13 protein-coding genes are annotated in these 15,110 nt (G+C 63.0%); 3 read left to right on the plus strand and 10 right to left on the minus strand.

Annotation, left to right across the window (positions count from 1 at the left end):
* On the plus strand, positions 1-308 hold a 308-nt coding region (locus tag C1A38_RS06735), incomplete at its 5' end, for a winged helix-turn-helix domain-containing protein (RefSeq protein ID WP_233196673.1).
* Positions 309-328: 20 nt separating this feature from the next.
* Here the strand turns inward: C1A38_RS06735 and C1A38_RS30710 are convergent.
* From C1A38_RS30710 to C1A38_RS06770, 9 genes are all read right to left on the minus strand, one after another.
* Complete coding sequence (locus C1A38_RS30710) at positions 329-1,447, minus strand: pentapeptide repeat-containing protein (RefSeq protein ID WP_146017464.1); 1,119 nt, start codon at positions 1,445-1,447, stop codon at positions 329-331.
* A gap of 250 nt (positions 1,448-1,697) precedes the next feature.
* Positions 1,698-2,000, minus strand: a complete 303-nt coding sequence (locus tag C1A38_RS30715) for a hypothetical protein (RefSeq protein WP_146017465.1) — start codon at positions 1,998-2,000, stop codon at positions 1,698-1,700.
* 225 nt (positions 2,001-2,225) lie between these two features.
* Entirely contained in the window at positions 2,226-2,498 is a 273-nt protein-coding gene (locus C1A38_RS30720; protein ID WP_146017466.1) for a hypothetical protein, read from the minus strand.
* Complete coding sequence (locus C1A38_RS06740; protein ID WP_102656962.1) at positions 2,488-2,925, minus strand: helix-turn-helix domain-containing protein; 438 nt, start codon at positions 2,923-2,925, stop codon at positions 2,488-2,490. Before C1A38_RS06740 ends, C1A38_RS30720 begins: the two co-directional genes overlap by 11 nt.
* Positions 2,922-3,962: an AAA family ATPase gene (locus C1A38_RS06745; protein WP_102656963.1), complete on the minus strand. Its 1,041-nt coding sequence runs from the start codon at positions 3,960-3,962 to the stop codon at positions 2,922-2,924. Before C1A38_RS06745 ends, C1A38_RS06740 begins: the two co-directional genes overlap by 4 nt.
* 2 nt (positions 3,963-3,964) lie before the next feature.
* Positions 3,965-4,948, minus strand: a complete 984-nt coding sequence (locus C1A38_RS32365) for a bifunctional DNA primase/polymerase (RefSeq protein WP_102656964.1) — start codon at positions 4,946-4,948, stop codon at positions 3,965-3,967.
* A gap of 1,267 nt (positions 4,949-6,215) precedes the next feature.
* Positions 6,216-7,691 (minus strand): recombinase family protein, encoded by a 1,476-nt coding sequence (locus C1A38_RS06755; RefSeq protein WP_158244858.1) that lies wholly within the window; start codon positions 7,689-7,691, stop codon positions 6,216-6,218.
* A 302-nt stretch (positions 7,692-7,993) separates the two neighbouring features.
* On the minus strand, positions 7,994-8,674 hold the full coding sequence (locus C1A38_RS06765; protein WP_102657048.1) for a class F sortase: 681 nt from the start codon (positions 8,672-8,674) through the stop codon (positions 7,994-7,996).
* Positions 8,675-9,025: 351 nt separating this feature from the next.
* Positions 9,026-9,667 (minus strand): hypothetical protein, encoded by a 642-nt coding sequence (locus C1A38_RS06770; RefSeq protein WP_502696923.1) that lies wholly within the window; start codon positions 9,665-9,667, stop codon positions 9,026-9,028.
* A 216-nt stretch (positions 9,668-9,883) separates the two neighbouring features.
* On the opposite strand from C1A38_RS06770, the gene trmB reads away from it, so the two are divergent.
* Both trmB and C1A38_RS06780 read left to right on the plus strand, forming a co-directional pair.
* Positions 9,884-10,525, plus strand: a complete 642-nt coding sequence (trmB, locus tag C1A38_RS06775) for a tRNA (guanosine(46)-N7)-methyltransferase TrmB (protein ID WP_233196684.1) — start codon at positions 9,884-9,886, stop codon at positions 10,523-10,525.
* Between the two features lie 126 nt (positions 10,526-10,651).
* Entirely contained in the window at positions 10,652-13,156 is a 2,505-nt protein-coding gene (locus C1A38_RS06780) for a DEAD/DEAH box helicase (protein ID WP_102656967.1), read from the plus strand.
* A 230-nt stretch (positions 13,157-13,386) separates the two neighbouring features.
* On the opposite strand, the gene C1A38_RS06785 is transcribed toward C1A38_RS06780, so the two are convergent.
* The gene (locus C1A38_RS06785) at positions 13,387-14,988 is read right to left on the minus strand and encodes a COG1361 family protein (RefSeq protein ID WP_233196674.1); all 1,602 of its coding nucleotides are present in this window, start codon (positions 14,986-14,988) and stop codon (positions 13,387-13,389) included.
* Between the last annotated feature and the right edge of the window lie 122 nt (positions 14,989-15,110).

Here is a 15,110-nt window from a genome sequence, read left to right on the forward strand (position 1 = left end):
GCCCTTCACACTCGGGCCAACTCCAGCTGCGAACCCCGCTCAACTTCGAAGAGCCAGGAAACCCCGACATGCCGATACCTACCGGCGGTTATCGCCAGATGGCCGAAGACCTGGCTGCCCGCATCAAGAGTGGCGAGTACCCACCAGGCACCAAACTCCCGTCTTATGCCGAGTTGTCGAAGCTCTACAGCATTGCGGTAACTACGGTGCAGAAGGGCATCCGGATGCTCGAATTTCAGGGTTTGGTGGTCGGCGTGCCCGGTAGAGGGGTTTACGTACGCGAGGACCTAGAGTCCGAATCGCAGTAACCCCCTGCCCGGCAGAACGGCTAGACGCTATCGGCGTCGTCGGAACTTGCCGAACCGCCGCCTCCCAAATCTGACTCCTCGACAAAAGCCTTGACCACGCCAATTCCGTCTTTAGTGGTGGGAACAACAAGGTATCCTTCCGGCCAGGAGTGAGCCACTCTGGGATTCAGGTTCGCAACCGAGTCCGACAAGAGTAGCTTTTCGTTGTTCCGGCGGTCGAATACTGCATGCCCATCGAACATGGCCTGCATGAATATTCCGAGCCTAGAGAATGGTGTACGAGAGAAGTTTGCAGCTTCCATAAATCGAGCTTGCCGGAAATTAATCAGTCCGTCATCCTTCACATTCGAGAAGTCCAGACTGCCCAAAAAGACGGCACCGGTAGCCGCGACACCACCGGTGAACATTGAGTCAGCAAAGTCAGCATCCCCAATAAAGCATGCCCCTTCAATGTTCAGACTGCCGACCTTACAGCTAGACAGCTTCCAGTTGATCAGGACAGCACCGCGCAGGTTTAAGTCCAAGCTCCCCCAGTAACTATTGTCGTGAGCGACCCGACCATCACTTAAAAACATGCCCCAGAGATGATCACCGATCAGATCTTGAGCGGCCTTTCTTACCTCCAATTCCTCGACCGTGTCCGAATCCTGGGTGTAGTCAATCAGCGTTGGTTCACCGGCAACCAGTCTTTGAATATTCGACGGGTCACCAATCGGCATTCTAAGGTAGGCACAGATTAGATTCATGACCGTCTGCCGGTGCTCCGGGTTCCCCTGCCCCAACCGTTCAAGCGCATATAAAGCTGCCATACGTACAGGTGCTTTCTCCGAACCTAGTTGCTCTGCGGCTTTGACGTAGAGTTCCGTAACCCGCTTTTCGGAAGCATCGTGTTTGGCGTCTTCTGCGGTTCTATTCTTGTGTTCTTGGTCGGCGTGGTCTACGCGCTCTTTGACGTACTGGCGACGCAAAGCAAGGAAAAGGGCAATAAGCCCTCCAGTGCCGGCCCCAACCGCAAGAATATTGCGAATCACGTCGACTCTCAGTTGAGCCTCACGAACGGCAAGGTCCGGCGAGTTAGGTACACCCGCCGGAACCTTCGCGGCGTTCCACATGAAATACGAGGCCACACCTGTAGCCACGAGTGCAATGATGGTGAGAGCAATCAGGGTCGCCAGGTGAATCGGCTTGTAACTCCTAGGCTTCGGAGACTTCCTACTCTTCTCGGCTCTGGTCTTCTCGGCATAGGTCCTCTTAGCTTTACGCTCAGACCAGCGCTTACGCAAAGCTAGAACGGGCCTTACGCGCTTGTACCACCGGACACCTTCGGGCATCCCATGATTATCTCGCACAGATGCAACACCGGTCTACCCCTCAATGGGTCAAGCCGATCTAGGAGTTCGCTGCTCCGATGCGGTACTGCTCATAAAGGTCGGGGTGTTCCTGAGCTACCTTGTCAGCAGCTTGTGAGTAGCTAAGCCCATGCTCTGACATTTCGACGTGAACCCACTCTTGGAACCGCCCATTTGTCGAGTGGCGCGTCATGCCGATTATGCGCCTACGCTCTGCCTCTTGTTCTTCTAGCTTGGCAGTCACGTACTTTGCCAGTAAATCTGCCTGGTCGTTGGTTAGCCGCTTCGGCTGCGGTTGCTCTGACATGCTCACTGGCGAAAGCCATCCGTTCTCTTCATCCATGGTTCGGGCTTCTATACAGCCCGCTTCTTGCATTGCTCGCTTACTCGTCACCTACTCCGCCCTCCCTGCCGCGTGCAACCAACTTGTTGATTAACGCACCGACCATACGAGCCAGTTCGTTAAACTGCTCCCGTACGTCCTCGTGGTCTGAACGTATGGCCTTAATAACCTCTGTTTGATTCTTGTGAGCCATCGGCCAATCCTGCTGAGACAGCTTGGACATTGCTACTTCTCCTGTTCTGTTCTCTGCTTTGCCACCCACAACAACACATCGAGGGCGGCTTCCCTTATCTTCGGGTCCTGAGCTCTAAGAGCTAAATCAACGAGCATCCTATGAACTGCTGGCACTGCCTCACGCATTAATCTCTGGGACCGCTCGCGTGGGTTCTCATTAGGGTGCAGCTTGTCCTCAAGTCTTAGCGCTTCTAGGTGTTTCAGTACCTCCGCACGAACGTCAAAGTTCAGTAGCTCACGCCTTATAAACTCCTCATCGCTCATTGGTCGCGTCCTGGTCCTCAACTACGTGCATAGGCTGCGGAGCATCGACCACCACGGAGTCGATAATGTCCTTCATCCGGGGTGAGTAAGCGACGTGATGCTGATGAGTCTGCGGACCGTTCAAGCCCAACAGCGACTTATAGCTCTCCACAAGTTTGGCTAGTGCATGTGCGTCGCTAGGCAGTTGCGTCCGTAGGTACTTCTCGTAGGCAACGGAGATAGCTCGCTCTAACAGCTCGACAAGTTGGCTCTTGCGTTCTCGGATGTTCTCTTCGGTGGCATTAATTTCGGCATTGAGGACTCGGCCGACCATGACGTGTGAGATGCCGACCCGTTGGGCAATCTGCCGGTACGTCATGTTCTCTTCGGTCCGCAACCGCAGAATCTCGTCGGTCCGTTTCAGTTGTTCTAGCTCCGCTCCCTTCATTCGGTCACCTCCCAATCACGTGCCTTGACATACTCATGAGTCCGACCGTCGGTGTTGACCGTGATGTAACCTCGGTCCTCTAACCAGGTGAGCGCAGGTCTAATCCGGCTATTATTGAGACCTTGACTCTTGAGACTGTTGAAGCCTCGAACGCTGCCACCAGCCGACGCGATAATCTCCAGAAGCACTTTCGCTTCCGCCTGTTCCCTGTCCCCCAACCGCAGTACCCGCGCTTCGTCAGGTGCCAGCACCAGCGAATCTGCTACGAGGGTTGCTCGCAGTTGGTGCGTGTCGTCTTCCGGCCCGTACTTGTTTTTGGTGCGCCAAAGCTTGACCTGATTACTGTTGACCCGCTGAGTCCGATACACATAGTCGGCGTCATCCTCGATGTTGGTTGCACCGCGAACCTTTGTGTCCTCTGCGTCCGTGTGGGCAATCACGAGAACAGACCCGTTGTCCGTAGCTCTCTTGATGTCCTCAATAGCGTCGACAACCTGCCCCATGTCATCGTTAGAGTTGCCCTTTGCCTCACCTGACGCACGGCGCAAAGTGTCGATGATGACCAGGACGAAACGCTCTTGCCTGATGAGTTCGTTCAACGCTTCTAACTCGGCTGCGTTGTTGAACAGGCGTGGCGTACGGGGAAACGTAATGAAGTTCTCCGCAGGCACCTCAGTGCCGTTGTGCTTCTCCCAGGCAGTTATCCGGTTGTCTTGGTCGTACGCACCTTCACCAATGAGGTATAAGACGCGACCTTGGACAACCTCTCGCGTCCCTAACCATGGTTTCCCGGTGGCGTGGCAACACCCAAGGTCGGTGGCAATGAAGCTTTTGTAGGTGTAGTTGCGACCGGCCAGCACGATGTAGGAGTGCCGACCATAGGTATCTGCCACCATGGGTTCGATTTTGGGTAGGGACTTTAACGCCGTCCGGGTGTGCCACTCAGCTTTCAGGGCGGCGACCCGATCGGCGAGACTAGCCGGTGATGTAATGAACCGGCCGTTTTGGTCAAGAGCTAGGTATGCGTTGGTGTCCATAGTCACGAACCACCGCCGACCCGAAGTTGCTCAACCCTAATTGGGTGTCGCTTACCGGTCCGTAGGGCGCTATCTAGGGTTGGCCCTATTTCGTCAAGAGGCAAACCCGCCTGGTGTGCGGCAAGAGTGATTCGCCTACGAACCTCTTGTTCATCAAGGTGGCCGCCGGCTAGGTACCGGCCCAATCTTTTGGCCTTCTGGTAAAGGGTGCGGTTGCGACTACCACCCGGCGCGTTCTGTACGTCATTCAATGAGTACGCCAGAACGCCGGAGACCCAGGCTTCCGGATTGTCTCTCCAAATAACCTCTGGTTCGCTCGTTGTCCTACTGCCTGGCAGGGGGTGAGGGTCAGAGGTGGTGGGAGCATTTGTTTGTCCGCTTACCCCACCCTGCCGGTAGCTAAATGGCCCACCACCACCCCCCTGCCGGGCAGATATACGGTCGACAACCCATGTTGGCAATTCGATCGGTTGCAGGTCGTTGACTTTGGCGTAACCAGGTGCAGGCGGAACTACGATGAATCCCTTGTTCGCTTTGAGGTCTACCCCTGGTCCCAATACGCCAGAACGTAGCGATCCTTCATAGCGAAACAGGTAGTGCCGTCCGCCGGTCATGGTGGAATGAATCCGGGTAGCGGGTAGCTCTGGCAGAGTCGCCAGAGTCTCAGCACCATCGTTGCGGGGATCTTCGTCTACGGACACTATGTAACTACGGAAACCGGTGAGTACGCCAGGAACAGCAAACGGCCATTGCTTCCACCAGGATTCCAAGGTTCCCGCAATGGTAGTTCCTCGGTAGTACCAGTCTCGGATGAGTGGCTGTTTCTTCCTGTCGGCAGTAAGTACCACCGGGATGACAGGTATACCGGCCGCAGCCCACGCCAGTGCACCGTCAAGCATGGTCAGTTGCTCTAAGGGCACCTTCGGTCCCTGCTTCCCTCTGAACTTGGCAAAGAGCAGAGGACTAGGGAACCCTGATTCGGGCATAGCAAAACCTCACAGTCTGGGCACTCCGCTCTCCTACTGAGGTTTTGGCTTTACCGGTCGGAGCGGGCGACCCTTAATAGACCGTGAGGTTTCAGCGTTGCAGCTTGTCGGCGTTGATATAACTAGAGTGTTGGTGGCTTCGGTCGCTTAATCTGAACACCCGGGCTCCACTGTTCCCGCTTGTCAATGGCCATTTCGATCAGGTCCTTGACCACCCAGGACTCGGGAACCAAATCACGTTCGGACAACCTCTTGATTCGGTCCTTCAGCTCTGGCTCCACTCGGGTTCCCACCATTGGGCTTTCGGCCATTAGTCACCTCCCCGATGGCGCTGATAACAGCGTACGCGACGCTATCCGGTCCTTCCAGTCTCTCAGCCATTGTCGGTCCTCAGATTCGAGCGTTTGCACCCAATGGCGTTGATCTTGAACGCTGCGTGATAGCTGGTGATCCAGCCCGAGAGCGACCCCAAAGATCGGCTTTGGCTATTCATCATCGACTGCTATCGCTCAAATGATCGATGCATGGCGATTGTCCCGCAAGGATCGGTCTGATGATCTTGAAGAACGACAAGTTAGGTCGCCCTTGGTTAACAAATGAGCGTGAGGGGTGAACGGTCTCCGGTCTCCGTCGGTCTCAATGGGTAGAGACCGGACATGGGTAATCATCGGTCTCGTCGGTCTGGGGTCTTAGAAAGACCCAGACCGAAGACCGATACCGGAGTGGAGTGCAGTTCGTTGCGCACAATCATCGGACTCCGAACGAGTCCGTCGATAGCTATCGATGCAAGGGGTTACGACCCCTCTGCGACCCCCTGGTGGCCACTCTGCCCGGCAGGGTTGGGGCTCCGGCCGTCCGCAGGCACCCTCAGAGCCACGTACAAACCCGCGAACGCCGCCCACCGCCACGGGCTAGGGTCCGGCACTCCTGACGCTCACAGCGGCTCTGAGCGAGACCTGTCCGGTACCCCTCAGATGATCAGTGCTGCGTTCCCACCGCACTACTGCCGCAATATCGCAGCACAATAGCTGCACACCATTCGTGATAGGGTTGACCTGTCCTTTCTTCTGGAGTCAGGACCGACTGAGGCACAGGCCATGAGTGATCATTTCCCGTGTTTCGCCCCTTTGGTGGGGACCGAATGGGTCCGGGTTTGCCGCCCCTCGTATTCGGTCCCCACCGACCTTGCTTCTGCGGCTTTCAGCCGTTCGCCATAATACGAAAGTCCCCCAACCTACTTAGGCTGAGGGAACTTTTCGCTTTCTGGCTAACTGTGCGGATTCCCACTGAGGCGAGTCTCCGTCCAGTGAATCTGGACGCGTTCTGCAACAGACTTCTTGTAACCCTTGCCGTTGGGCAGAATCTCGATGCAGTCCACCAGGTTGCCTGAGCGCAGAAACTCACGCTTCTCAGGTAGAGACATGGCGTCCCAAAGCTCAGGGTTGCTAATCAGCTTCCCAACGATGGGCAGTACTCGCGTTGACCTCAGTTGCGCTTCTAGCTTTTGAATCTGTGGCTCTAGGTCTGACTCAATTTGGGCAAGCATGACTGCGGAGAGTCGCTTAGTTCCTTGTGCGGGACGGAGGAACTGCTCTTGTGCTTCGTCTAACTGCTCTTGCAATTCGGCTATCTCAGCCTTGATGCTGTCCCGTAGATCGTCCTGGTCGTCGTCAACGAGCGTAACCATAATGAGACGCTGTTTGATCTCTGCCTCTATGTAGTCCTCTAGCGGCTTACGCTGAATCGACAGACAGAAGTTGACGGAGCACATGTAGACCGGATAGCCGTTGTTCATCCGCCCGCGCATCAACTCACCACAGCTACCGCATCTAATGATGTAGGAGAGAAGATGCTTGATCGCGGTATCGCGCACAGTCTTACGGGCAGGGTCGGAAAGCTTGTCGACGCACGCTTGCCACACCTTCTCATCAAGAATCGCGGGCCATGACGCTTTGGTGAAAGTCGGTGTCATGATTCCGGCCCGACGGTCTGCCTTAGTGATGTGAATTCGCTTCCCGGCGTAAGCAGGGTTCGTGATTATCTTCTTTAGCTTCGTGATATCCCACCGTTCGCTACTAGGTGGCGTGATCCCGCGAGCATTGAAGTCTTGCGCTACTGCCCAGAGCGTTTCGCCGTCCGATACTCGCCTAGCAGCTTCCCTGATTACCTTCGCCTGTTCCTCGTTAATATGCTGTGCAACCAGTTTGCGGCGAACCCTGCCCCTACCATCTTCGATGATTTCGTACTCTCGGCGGTAGCCGAATTGGGTTCGTCCGTGCGGCTTTCCTTCACGCACGTTGTCACTCATGGCCCGACGTACGCGCTCTGCTGTCTTCTCAGACTCATACGCGGAATCGATTCCGTCTTCCGCAAGGTTTTTCCAGTCCCGACCTAGCGTAAGATCGTAGGTGCGCCGGTCCTTGACGACATGAATTCTGATTCGGAAAGTCCGACACAACGCAAGAAGGGTGAACCACTCAATAGGTTCACGGCTTCCACGCGAGGATTCCCACAGAATGAGGACATCGGGCCGATGGGAATTGAGGTATTCGACCATCGCTTTGTACTGCGGACGGTCTTTCGTGGCGAACCTACTTGCGGACCGGTCATTCTCAGGGAAGACCGCTTCGACGCGCCAACCTTCGTAGTCAGCATCGGCCCGACACTCGGTTTCCTGCTCACCTACTGAGCGTCCGTTACGTTCATCATCTTTGCTCACTCGGCAGTAGATGACTGCGCTCATTGCCCGTATCGCCGTAAGTCCCGGTCGGGTCGCTCTCATGTTCTCAATGGTACTTCTCTAGCTGTACTTCCCGTGGGAGAGCGAACAGGCCTACCAGGACTGGGCTGCCGGGCCCGCTCGGGCCGCGCACGCCGCCCCGCCCGGTGCCGAGCAGCGCCCGCCGGTCGCCACGGGTGCCACCCTGCTCGAGTTCGAGGTCGTCCAGCAGGTCCCCTGAGCCGCCGACCCGCGGGCCGCCCCGCTCGGGCGTGCCGATCGATGACGCCCAGGGCCTCGCCGGCCGGGGGACTTCGAGACGGACGCTAGGCGGGGCGGGTCGTGGTGTGGGTGGCGAAGGCGATGACGTTGTCGGCGTACCCGGTCGGGCCACCGATCCACTGACCGCCGCAGGTGATCAGCCGCAAGCTCGGCGGACCGTCGTGGCCGTAGATCCGGTCGGCCGGCAGCTGGTCCTTGGGGAAGCGTTCGACGGAGTTGACCGTGAACACCGCCACCGAGCCGTCCTCCCGCTTCACCTCGATCGCGTCGCCGACACGAAGCTTGTGCAGGTCGTAGAAGACCGACGGGCCGCTCTTGGTGTCGACATGGCCGACGATGACCGCGGGACCGGGCTCGCCGGGCACCGGTCCCCGGTCGTACCAGCCGGTCTCCTCGTGCCGGCTCAACGGCGGCACGTCGATGGTGCCGTCCGGAGCGTCGCCGACCGGCTTCACCGCGGCGGAGATGTCGGCCGCCGCGACGGTGAGGCTCACCGGTCGGGGTGCGGTAGGCGCGACGGGCACGCTCCGCGTCGACGTGTCGCCACCGGCGGCGGTCGCCCACTGCAGTGGATCGCCCACGCTGCGCCCCAGCCCGGCGCCGGTGGCGAAGATACCGAGCAGGACGAGCACCACCGCCAACGGCAGTGACCAGGGGCTACGGCCTGATCGGGTGTCCCGTCGAGCCGGCTTGGCGGTCGCGGGCTTACCGGCGTAACCGCTCAGCCGGGGCGGTCTGGCGGAGCCACGCGCCGGGTGGCCGGCAGGTGCCGGACGCTCGGCGGTCGGTGGTGCCGGACGGCCGGTGGTCGGAGGCGCCGGACGCTCGGTGGTCGGTGGTGCCGGGCGCTCGGTGGTCGGTGTCTGCGGCACGAAGAGGTCGGGGTGGGGGCCGGTCGACCGCCGCGCCGGGTCCCCGGCGGGCGGCACGAACATCTCGGGTCGGGGTACGGGGCTCGGCCGGCTACCCGGCGCTCGGCCGGTGCGTACGCCTCCGGTGCCTCGCACCACGCGGGCCGACCGTGAGGTACGGGCGGAGTTGGTGGGGCGGGGTGCCCTTGCCGCGGCCATGGCGGGTCACCGGCCGGTCTGGCGACGCCGGGCGGCCACGACCCAGAGGATCATGCCGCTGACGGTCAACGCGAGCCCGCCGGGCAGCAGCAGACCGGAGGTGCCCCCGGCCCCGCCACCGAATCCGGTGGCCGGTCCCCGGCTGGGTTTGACGGCGCGGACCACCTGGAGCATCGTCGAGGCGCTCTCCCCGCCCCGGCACTCCAGCTTGACCCGGTAGTTGCCGGGCAGCACCCGGTCCTTCACCTGGGCGGTGCCGGTCAGCAGCCCACGTTGCGGCTGCACGGCGACCCGGCCGAAGGCGTCCGACACCGCGATGGCGCCGACGGAGTTGTCCTGGCAACTGGCCCGCAGGCCGACCAGATGTCCCGGTTCCACGGTGCTCGGGCTGACCTCGATGAACACGTTCGGGCCCGGCGGCTGCGGCGCGGCGACCGGAGGCTGCAGGGCGGCGACCGGCTGCGTCGCGGCATGGGCGGCGACCGGCTGGGCCACGGCGTGGGTGGCGGCCGGGCCGGCGGCTCGGGCGGGCGTCGGAGCCCCGACCAGGGCCACGGCGAGCAGCGGGGCGACGGTGACGAGGATGAGCACCGGGGCCGCGAAAGTGGCGGCCGACAGCGCTGGGCGAGTACGGGTCACTGACACGATGCCCCCTCCCGGCGCGACGGAGCAGTCGCCGGGCGCCGCCGGACACCCGGTCTGCCGTACGGGATGATGGTCTCACCCCCGGTCGTACATCACATCCGATCCGGCACCGTGCTCGCGTAAGCTCGGTTCGCTGTGACCTCCACCGAACCGATCTCCGCAGGCGCCGCGCCGCATCCGGCGCGGGCGATCCGCACCTTCCATCCGCGGCGCGGCCGCATGAGCGACCGGCAGACGACGGCGCTGCAACAGCTCTGGCCGGTGTACGGCCTGCGCGTTGGCGATGCCGTGTCGTCCGATCCTGCCGTGCCGTTCGATGCTGCCGGGCTCTTCGGCCGCCGGGCTCCGCTGGTGGTGGAGATCGGGTCCGGCATGGGTGACACGACGGTCGAGATGGCCGCCGCCGACCCGGATCGAGACTATCTGGCGGTCGAGGTGCACACGCCCGGAATCGCCAACCTGCTGGACCTGGTACACCGGCGTGAGCTGCGCAATGTCCGCATCGCCGAGGGCGACGCGGTGGAGTTGATGCGGGCCATGCCGGCGGACTCGCTGGACGCGGTGCACGTCTTCTTCCCGGACCCGTGGCCCAAGTCCCGGCACCACAAGCGGCGGCTGATCCAGCCGACGCACGTCGCGTTGCTGCGCTCCCGGCTGGCCGTCGGCGGCACACTGCACTGCGCCACCGACTGGGCGGAGTACGCCGAGGCGATGCGGGCCACGCTGGATGCCGACCCGGGCCTGGTCAACATGCACGACGGGTACGCGCCTCGGCCCGCCCACCGGCCGGTGACCCGGTTCGAACGGCGGGCGCTGCGCGTCGGCCGCCCGATCGCCGACCTGATCTACCGCCGCCGCTGACGGGTAAGGAAGGGCCCCTTCTTAACGCCTCGTGCGGTAAAGGGGGCCCCTATTAACGAACCGGCCCGGCGAAACCGGTCACCCCGTTGGCGTCGGAGGGCATGATCCAGGCACGATGGAGCGGCCATGACACTCACCGCCGCGCTGCCGAAGTCCGCCGACCCCGACACCCTCTACGACGCGTTCGCCAGTTGGGCGTCCGAGCGCGGCCTCGACCTCTATCCCCATCAGGAGGAGGCGGTCATCGAGATCGTCTCCGGCGCCAACGTGATCATGAATACGCCGACCGGCTCGGGCAAGAGTCTGGTCGCGATCGCGGCGCACTTCGCCGCGCTGGCCGACGACCGGACGACCTTCTACACCGCGCCGATCAAGGCCCTGGTGTCGGAGAAGTTCTTCGCGCTCTGCGAGGTCTTCGGCGCGGAGAACGTCGGCATGCTCACCGGCGACGCGAGCGTCAACGCCGACGCGCCGATCATCTGCTGCACGGCGGAGATCCTGGCCAACCTGGCGCTGCGGGAGGGCTCCCGGGCCGACGTCGGCCAGGTGGTCATGGACGAGTTCCACTTCTACGCCGAACCGGACCGGGGCTGGGCCTGGCAGGTACCGCTTATCGAGTTGCCCCAGGCGCAGTTCATCCTGATGTCGGCCACGCTGGGCGACACCACCCGGTTCGTGGACGACCTGGCCCGGCGTACCGGCCGGTCCACCGCCGTCGTCCGCTCCGCCGAGCGGCCGGTCCCGCTGCTCTTCTCGTACGCGATGACGCCGCTGCACGAGACGCTCGAGGAACTGCTGGAGACCAAGCAGGCCCCGGTCTACGTCGTGCACTTCACTCAGGCCGCGGCGTTGGAACGCGCCCAGGCGCTGATGAGCGTGAACGTCTGCACCCGCGCCGAGAAGGACATGATCGCCCAGGCGATCGGCAGCTTCCGGTTCACCTCGGGCTTCGGCAAGACGCTGTCGCGGCTGGTCCGCCACGGCATCGGCGTGCACCACGCCGGCATGCTGCCCAAGTACCGCCGGCTGGTGGAGACCCTGGCCCAGGCCGGACTACTCAAGGTCATCTGCGGTACGGACACCCTCGGCGTCGGCATCAACGTGCCGATCCGTACGGTGCTGTTCACCGGCCTGTCCAAGTACGACGGGGTGCGTACCCGGCTGCTCAAGGCCCGCGAGTTCCACCAGATTGCCGGGCGGGCCGGCCGGGCCGGCTTCGACACCATCGGCCGGGTCGTGGTGCAGGCCCCCGAACACGTCATCGAGAACGTCAAGGCGCTCGCCAAGGCCGGTGACGACCCGAAGAAGCGCCGCAAGGTGGTGAAGAAGAAGCCGCCGGAGGGCTCGATCGGTTGGGGCGAGCCGACCTTCCAGCGGCTGGTCGAGGCCGAGCCGGAACCGCTGACCTCCAGCTTCCAGGTCAGCCACTCGATGCTGCTCAACGTCATCGGCCGCCCCGGTGACGCCTTCGCCGCCATGCGGCACCTGCTCACCGACAACCACGAGGACGCCGCCGCCCAGCGCCGGCACATCCGCCGGGCCATCGCCATCTACCGGGCGCTGAAGGCCGGCGGAGTGGTCGAGGAACTGCCCGAGCCGGACGAGACCGGCCGACGGGTCCGGCTCACCGTCGACCTGCAACTCGACTTCGCGCTCAACCAGCCGCTGTCGCCGCTGGCCCTGGCCACCATCGAACTGCTGGACAGCGCGTCCCCGTCGTACGCCCTCGACGTGCTGAGCGTGATCGAGTCGATCCTCGACGACCCCCGCCAGGTGCTCTCCGCGCAGCAGTTCAAGGCCCGCGGTGAGGCGGTCGCCGCGATGAAGGCCGAGGGCATCGAGTACGAGGCTCGCCTCGAACTGCTCGACGAGGTGACCTGGCCCAAGCCGCTGGCCGAACTGCTGGACAACGCGTACGAGATGTACCGGCAGGGCCACCCGTGGGTCGCCGACCACCAGCTCTCCCCCAAGTCGGTGGTCCGCGACATGTACGAGCGGGCGATGACCTTCACCGAGTTCGTGCAGTTCTACTCGCTGACCCGCTCGGAGGGCCTGGTGCTGCGGTACCTGGCCGACGCGTACAAGACGCTGCGGCAGACCGTGCCCGAGGAAGCCAAGACCGACGAGCTGATCGACCTGATCGAGTGGCTCGGCGAACTGGTCCGCCAGGTCGACTCCAGCCTCATCGACGAGTGGGAACGGCTGCGCAACCCCACCGACCTGCCGGACGTCGCCGCCGCCCTGGACGACCGTCCCACGGCGGTCACCCGCAACGCCCGCGCCTTCCGGGTCCTCGTCCGCAACGCCCTGTTCCGTCGGGTCGAGCTGGCGGCGCTACGCCACTGGGACGCCCTCGGCGAGCTGGACGCCTCCGCCGGCTGGGACGCCGACGCCTGGGCCGACGCGCTGGAGCCCTACTTCGACACGTACGACGAGATCGGCACCGGCCCGAACGCCCGCGGCCCGGCGCTGCTCATGATCGAACAGGGTCGGGAACGCTGGACGGTACGGCAGATCCTCGACGACCCCGACGGCGACCACGACTGGGGCATCAGCGCCGAGGTCGACCTGGCCGCCTCCGACGAAGCCGGCACCGCGATCATCCGCATCACCAACGTCGGCCAACTCTGACCCCACCCAACAACCAACCGACCGGCCGGCGCCTCGGCCGACACGCCTCACCCGGCACGACACGCCTCGTTGATCAAGAGGTTTGCGTCAGGAATCCGGCGATCGCCGACGCAAACCTCTTGATCAACCGTGTTGGGTTACCGCTGTTGTTGGTCGTGGTGGCCGTTGCCGGCGGTGCCGCAGGGGTGGGAGCGGAGGACCGGCCCACCCCTGCGGTCGACAGGCATCGGTCAGTCGCGTGGGGCCTGGAAGGCCACGCGGCGACGACGGAACATCACGAAGAGCACCGCGCCGAGCGCCAGCACGGCGGCACCGACACCGGCCACGGCGGCGGCCGGAGCGCCGGTCACCGGCAGGCCACCGCCGGAACCGCCGTCGCCGTCACCGGTGTCGATGACGATGCGGGCGGTGTTGTTCTCCGGCTTCGACTCGGTGGAGTACATGGCGCCGTCGACCACGATGGTGCCGTCCGTACCCGGCGTTGACTTGATCTTCAGCTGGACGGTCGCCTTGATCCGGCCACGGCCGGACGCGATGCTCGGGAACTCGCTCTCGAAGTTGCAGCGCAGCTTCTTCGACTCGGGCAGCGTCCCGCCCGGCTCGCCGTCGGTGTAGCACCACTCGGCGGGCAGCAGCACCGTGCCGCTCGGCGCGGTGATGAGCACGCCCGGGCCACCCCCGTCGGAGGGACCGTGGTTGACGACCTCGTAGGTCAGGTCGACCGTCTCACCCACGGCGCCCTTGACAGCCGGGGCGGTGACAGCGACGTCGATGGTGTTCTTCTTGCTCCAGAACCGGAAGTCCGCGTAGTTGTCCGACTCGTCGAGCTCCCACTGTGCGGTGGACTGGCGGGCCACCTTGGCATCCGCGGCCTTGACCTGCATGGCCTTGACGGCGGCAGCGAAGGACGGGCCCGTACCCTTGCTCCCCTCGACCTTCTTCGCCGCTCGCGACTCCCCCGCCAGGGCGACGCTGACGTAGCCGTAGTGCTCGCCGGGACCGGACAGGTTGCGACCGAAGGTGACGTTGAAAATCGACTCGCCGGTCTCGTCGTCGAACAGCATCAGCCCTTCACCCGGTTCGAGGGTCAGCGGCAGGACGCAGGTGACCTCGCTGGGCCCGTACACATAGGGCGCCCCGACATCGTCGGGGTAGTAGTCGGCGTACGTGCAGTCGCTGTAGCGCTCGACGAAGGTGGCGCCGGTGGTCAGGCTGACGGTGAACGTGAAGTCCGTGGCGGCGGTGTCGCCCTCGTTGAACACGCCACTGTAGAGCGGCACCGTGTCACCGGGGCCGACCCGGTCGGACTTGTCGTTGAGGTCCGCGGCGGCGGCCACCAGATCTGGCCCGGATGCGACCACCGTGACCGGGAAGGTCGTGGTGTTGTCGTCCGGGTTCGCGTCCTCCTCCGCGCTGGCGATGGTCACGGAGACCGAGCCGGCATCGCCGGACTTGGCTCCCTGACGACTGGCCAACGACACCGGGTAGAGGGTGTCGACCTGCCCGGCGAGGAGCACACCGACATTGCAGGTGATCTTCTTGTCGGCGAGCTTGCAGTTGTCGACCCAGTCCGGCGCGGTCGCGACGACCGCGTCGGCGAGCTTGCTCAGGTCGATGGTGACGGTGACCGCGCTCGCGTCCGCCTCGCCGTAGTTGTACACGTACATGCCGACGGTGGTGCCGCTGTTGTCGACCTCCGCGACCGGCTCCTGGGTGAAGGAGACGAACAGGTCGGGACGCGCGTCTGCGGCGTGCGCCACGGGGACGGAGCCGAAGAGCGCCGCCGTCGTCAGCACCGCCGTGCCCACGGCAAGACGTGGCCAACGAGCCATGAGGGATGTCATATGGGTACTCCGGGAGAGAAATGGGGAAGCCCGGACTTTAGACGATCTCCGAGCAACGCGTTGTCCCGTGCGCAGGGCGTGCCGCACCGGACCTGTCCGGTCCACGAGTA

It is taken from the genome of Verrucosispora sp. ts21 (genome assembly GCF_002879555.1).
Classification (GTDB): Bacteria; Actinomycetota; Actinomycetes; order Mycobacteriales; family Micromonosporaceae; genus Micromonospora; species Micromonospora gifhornensis.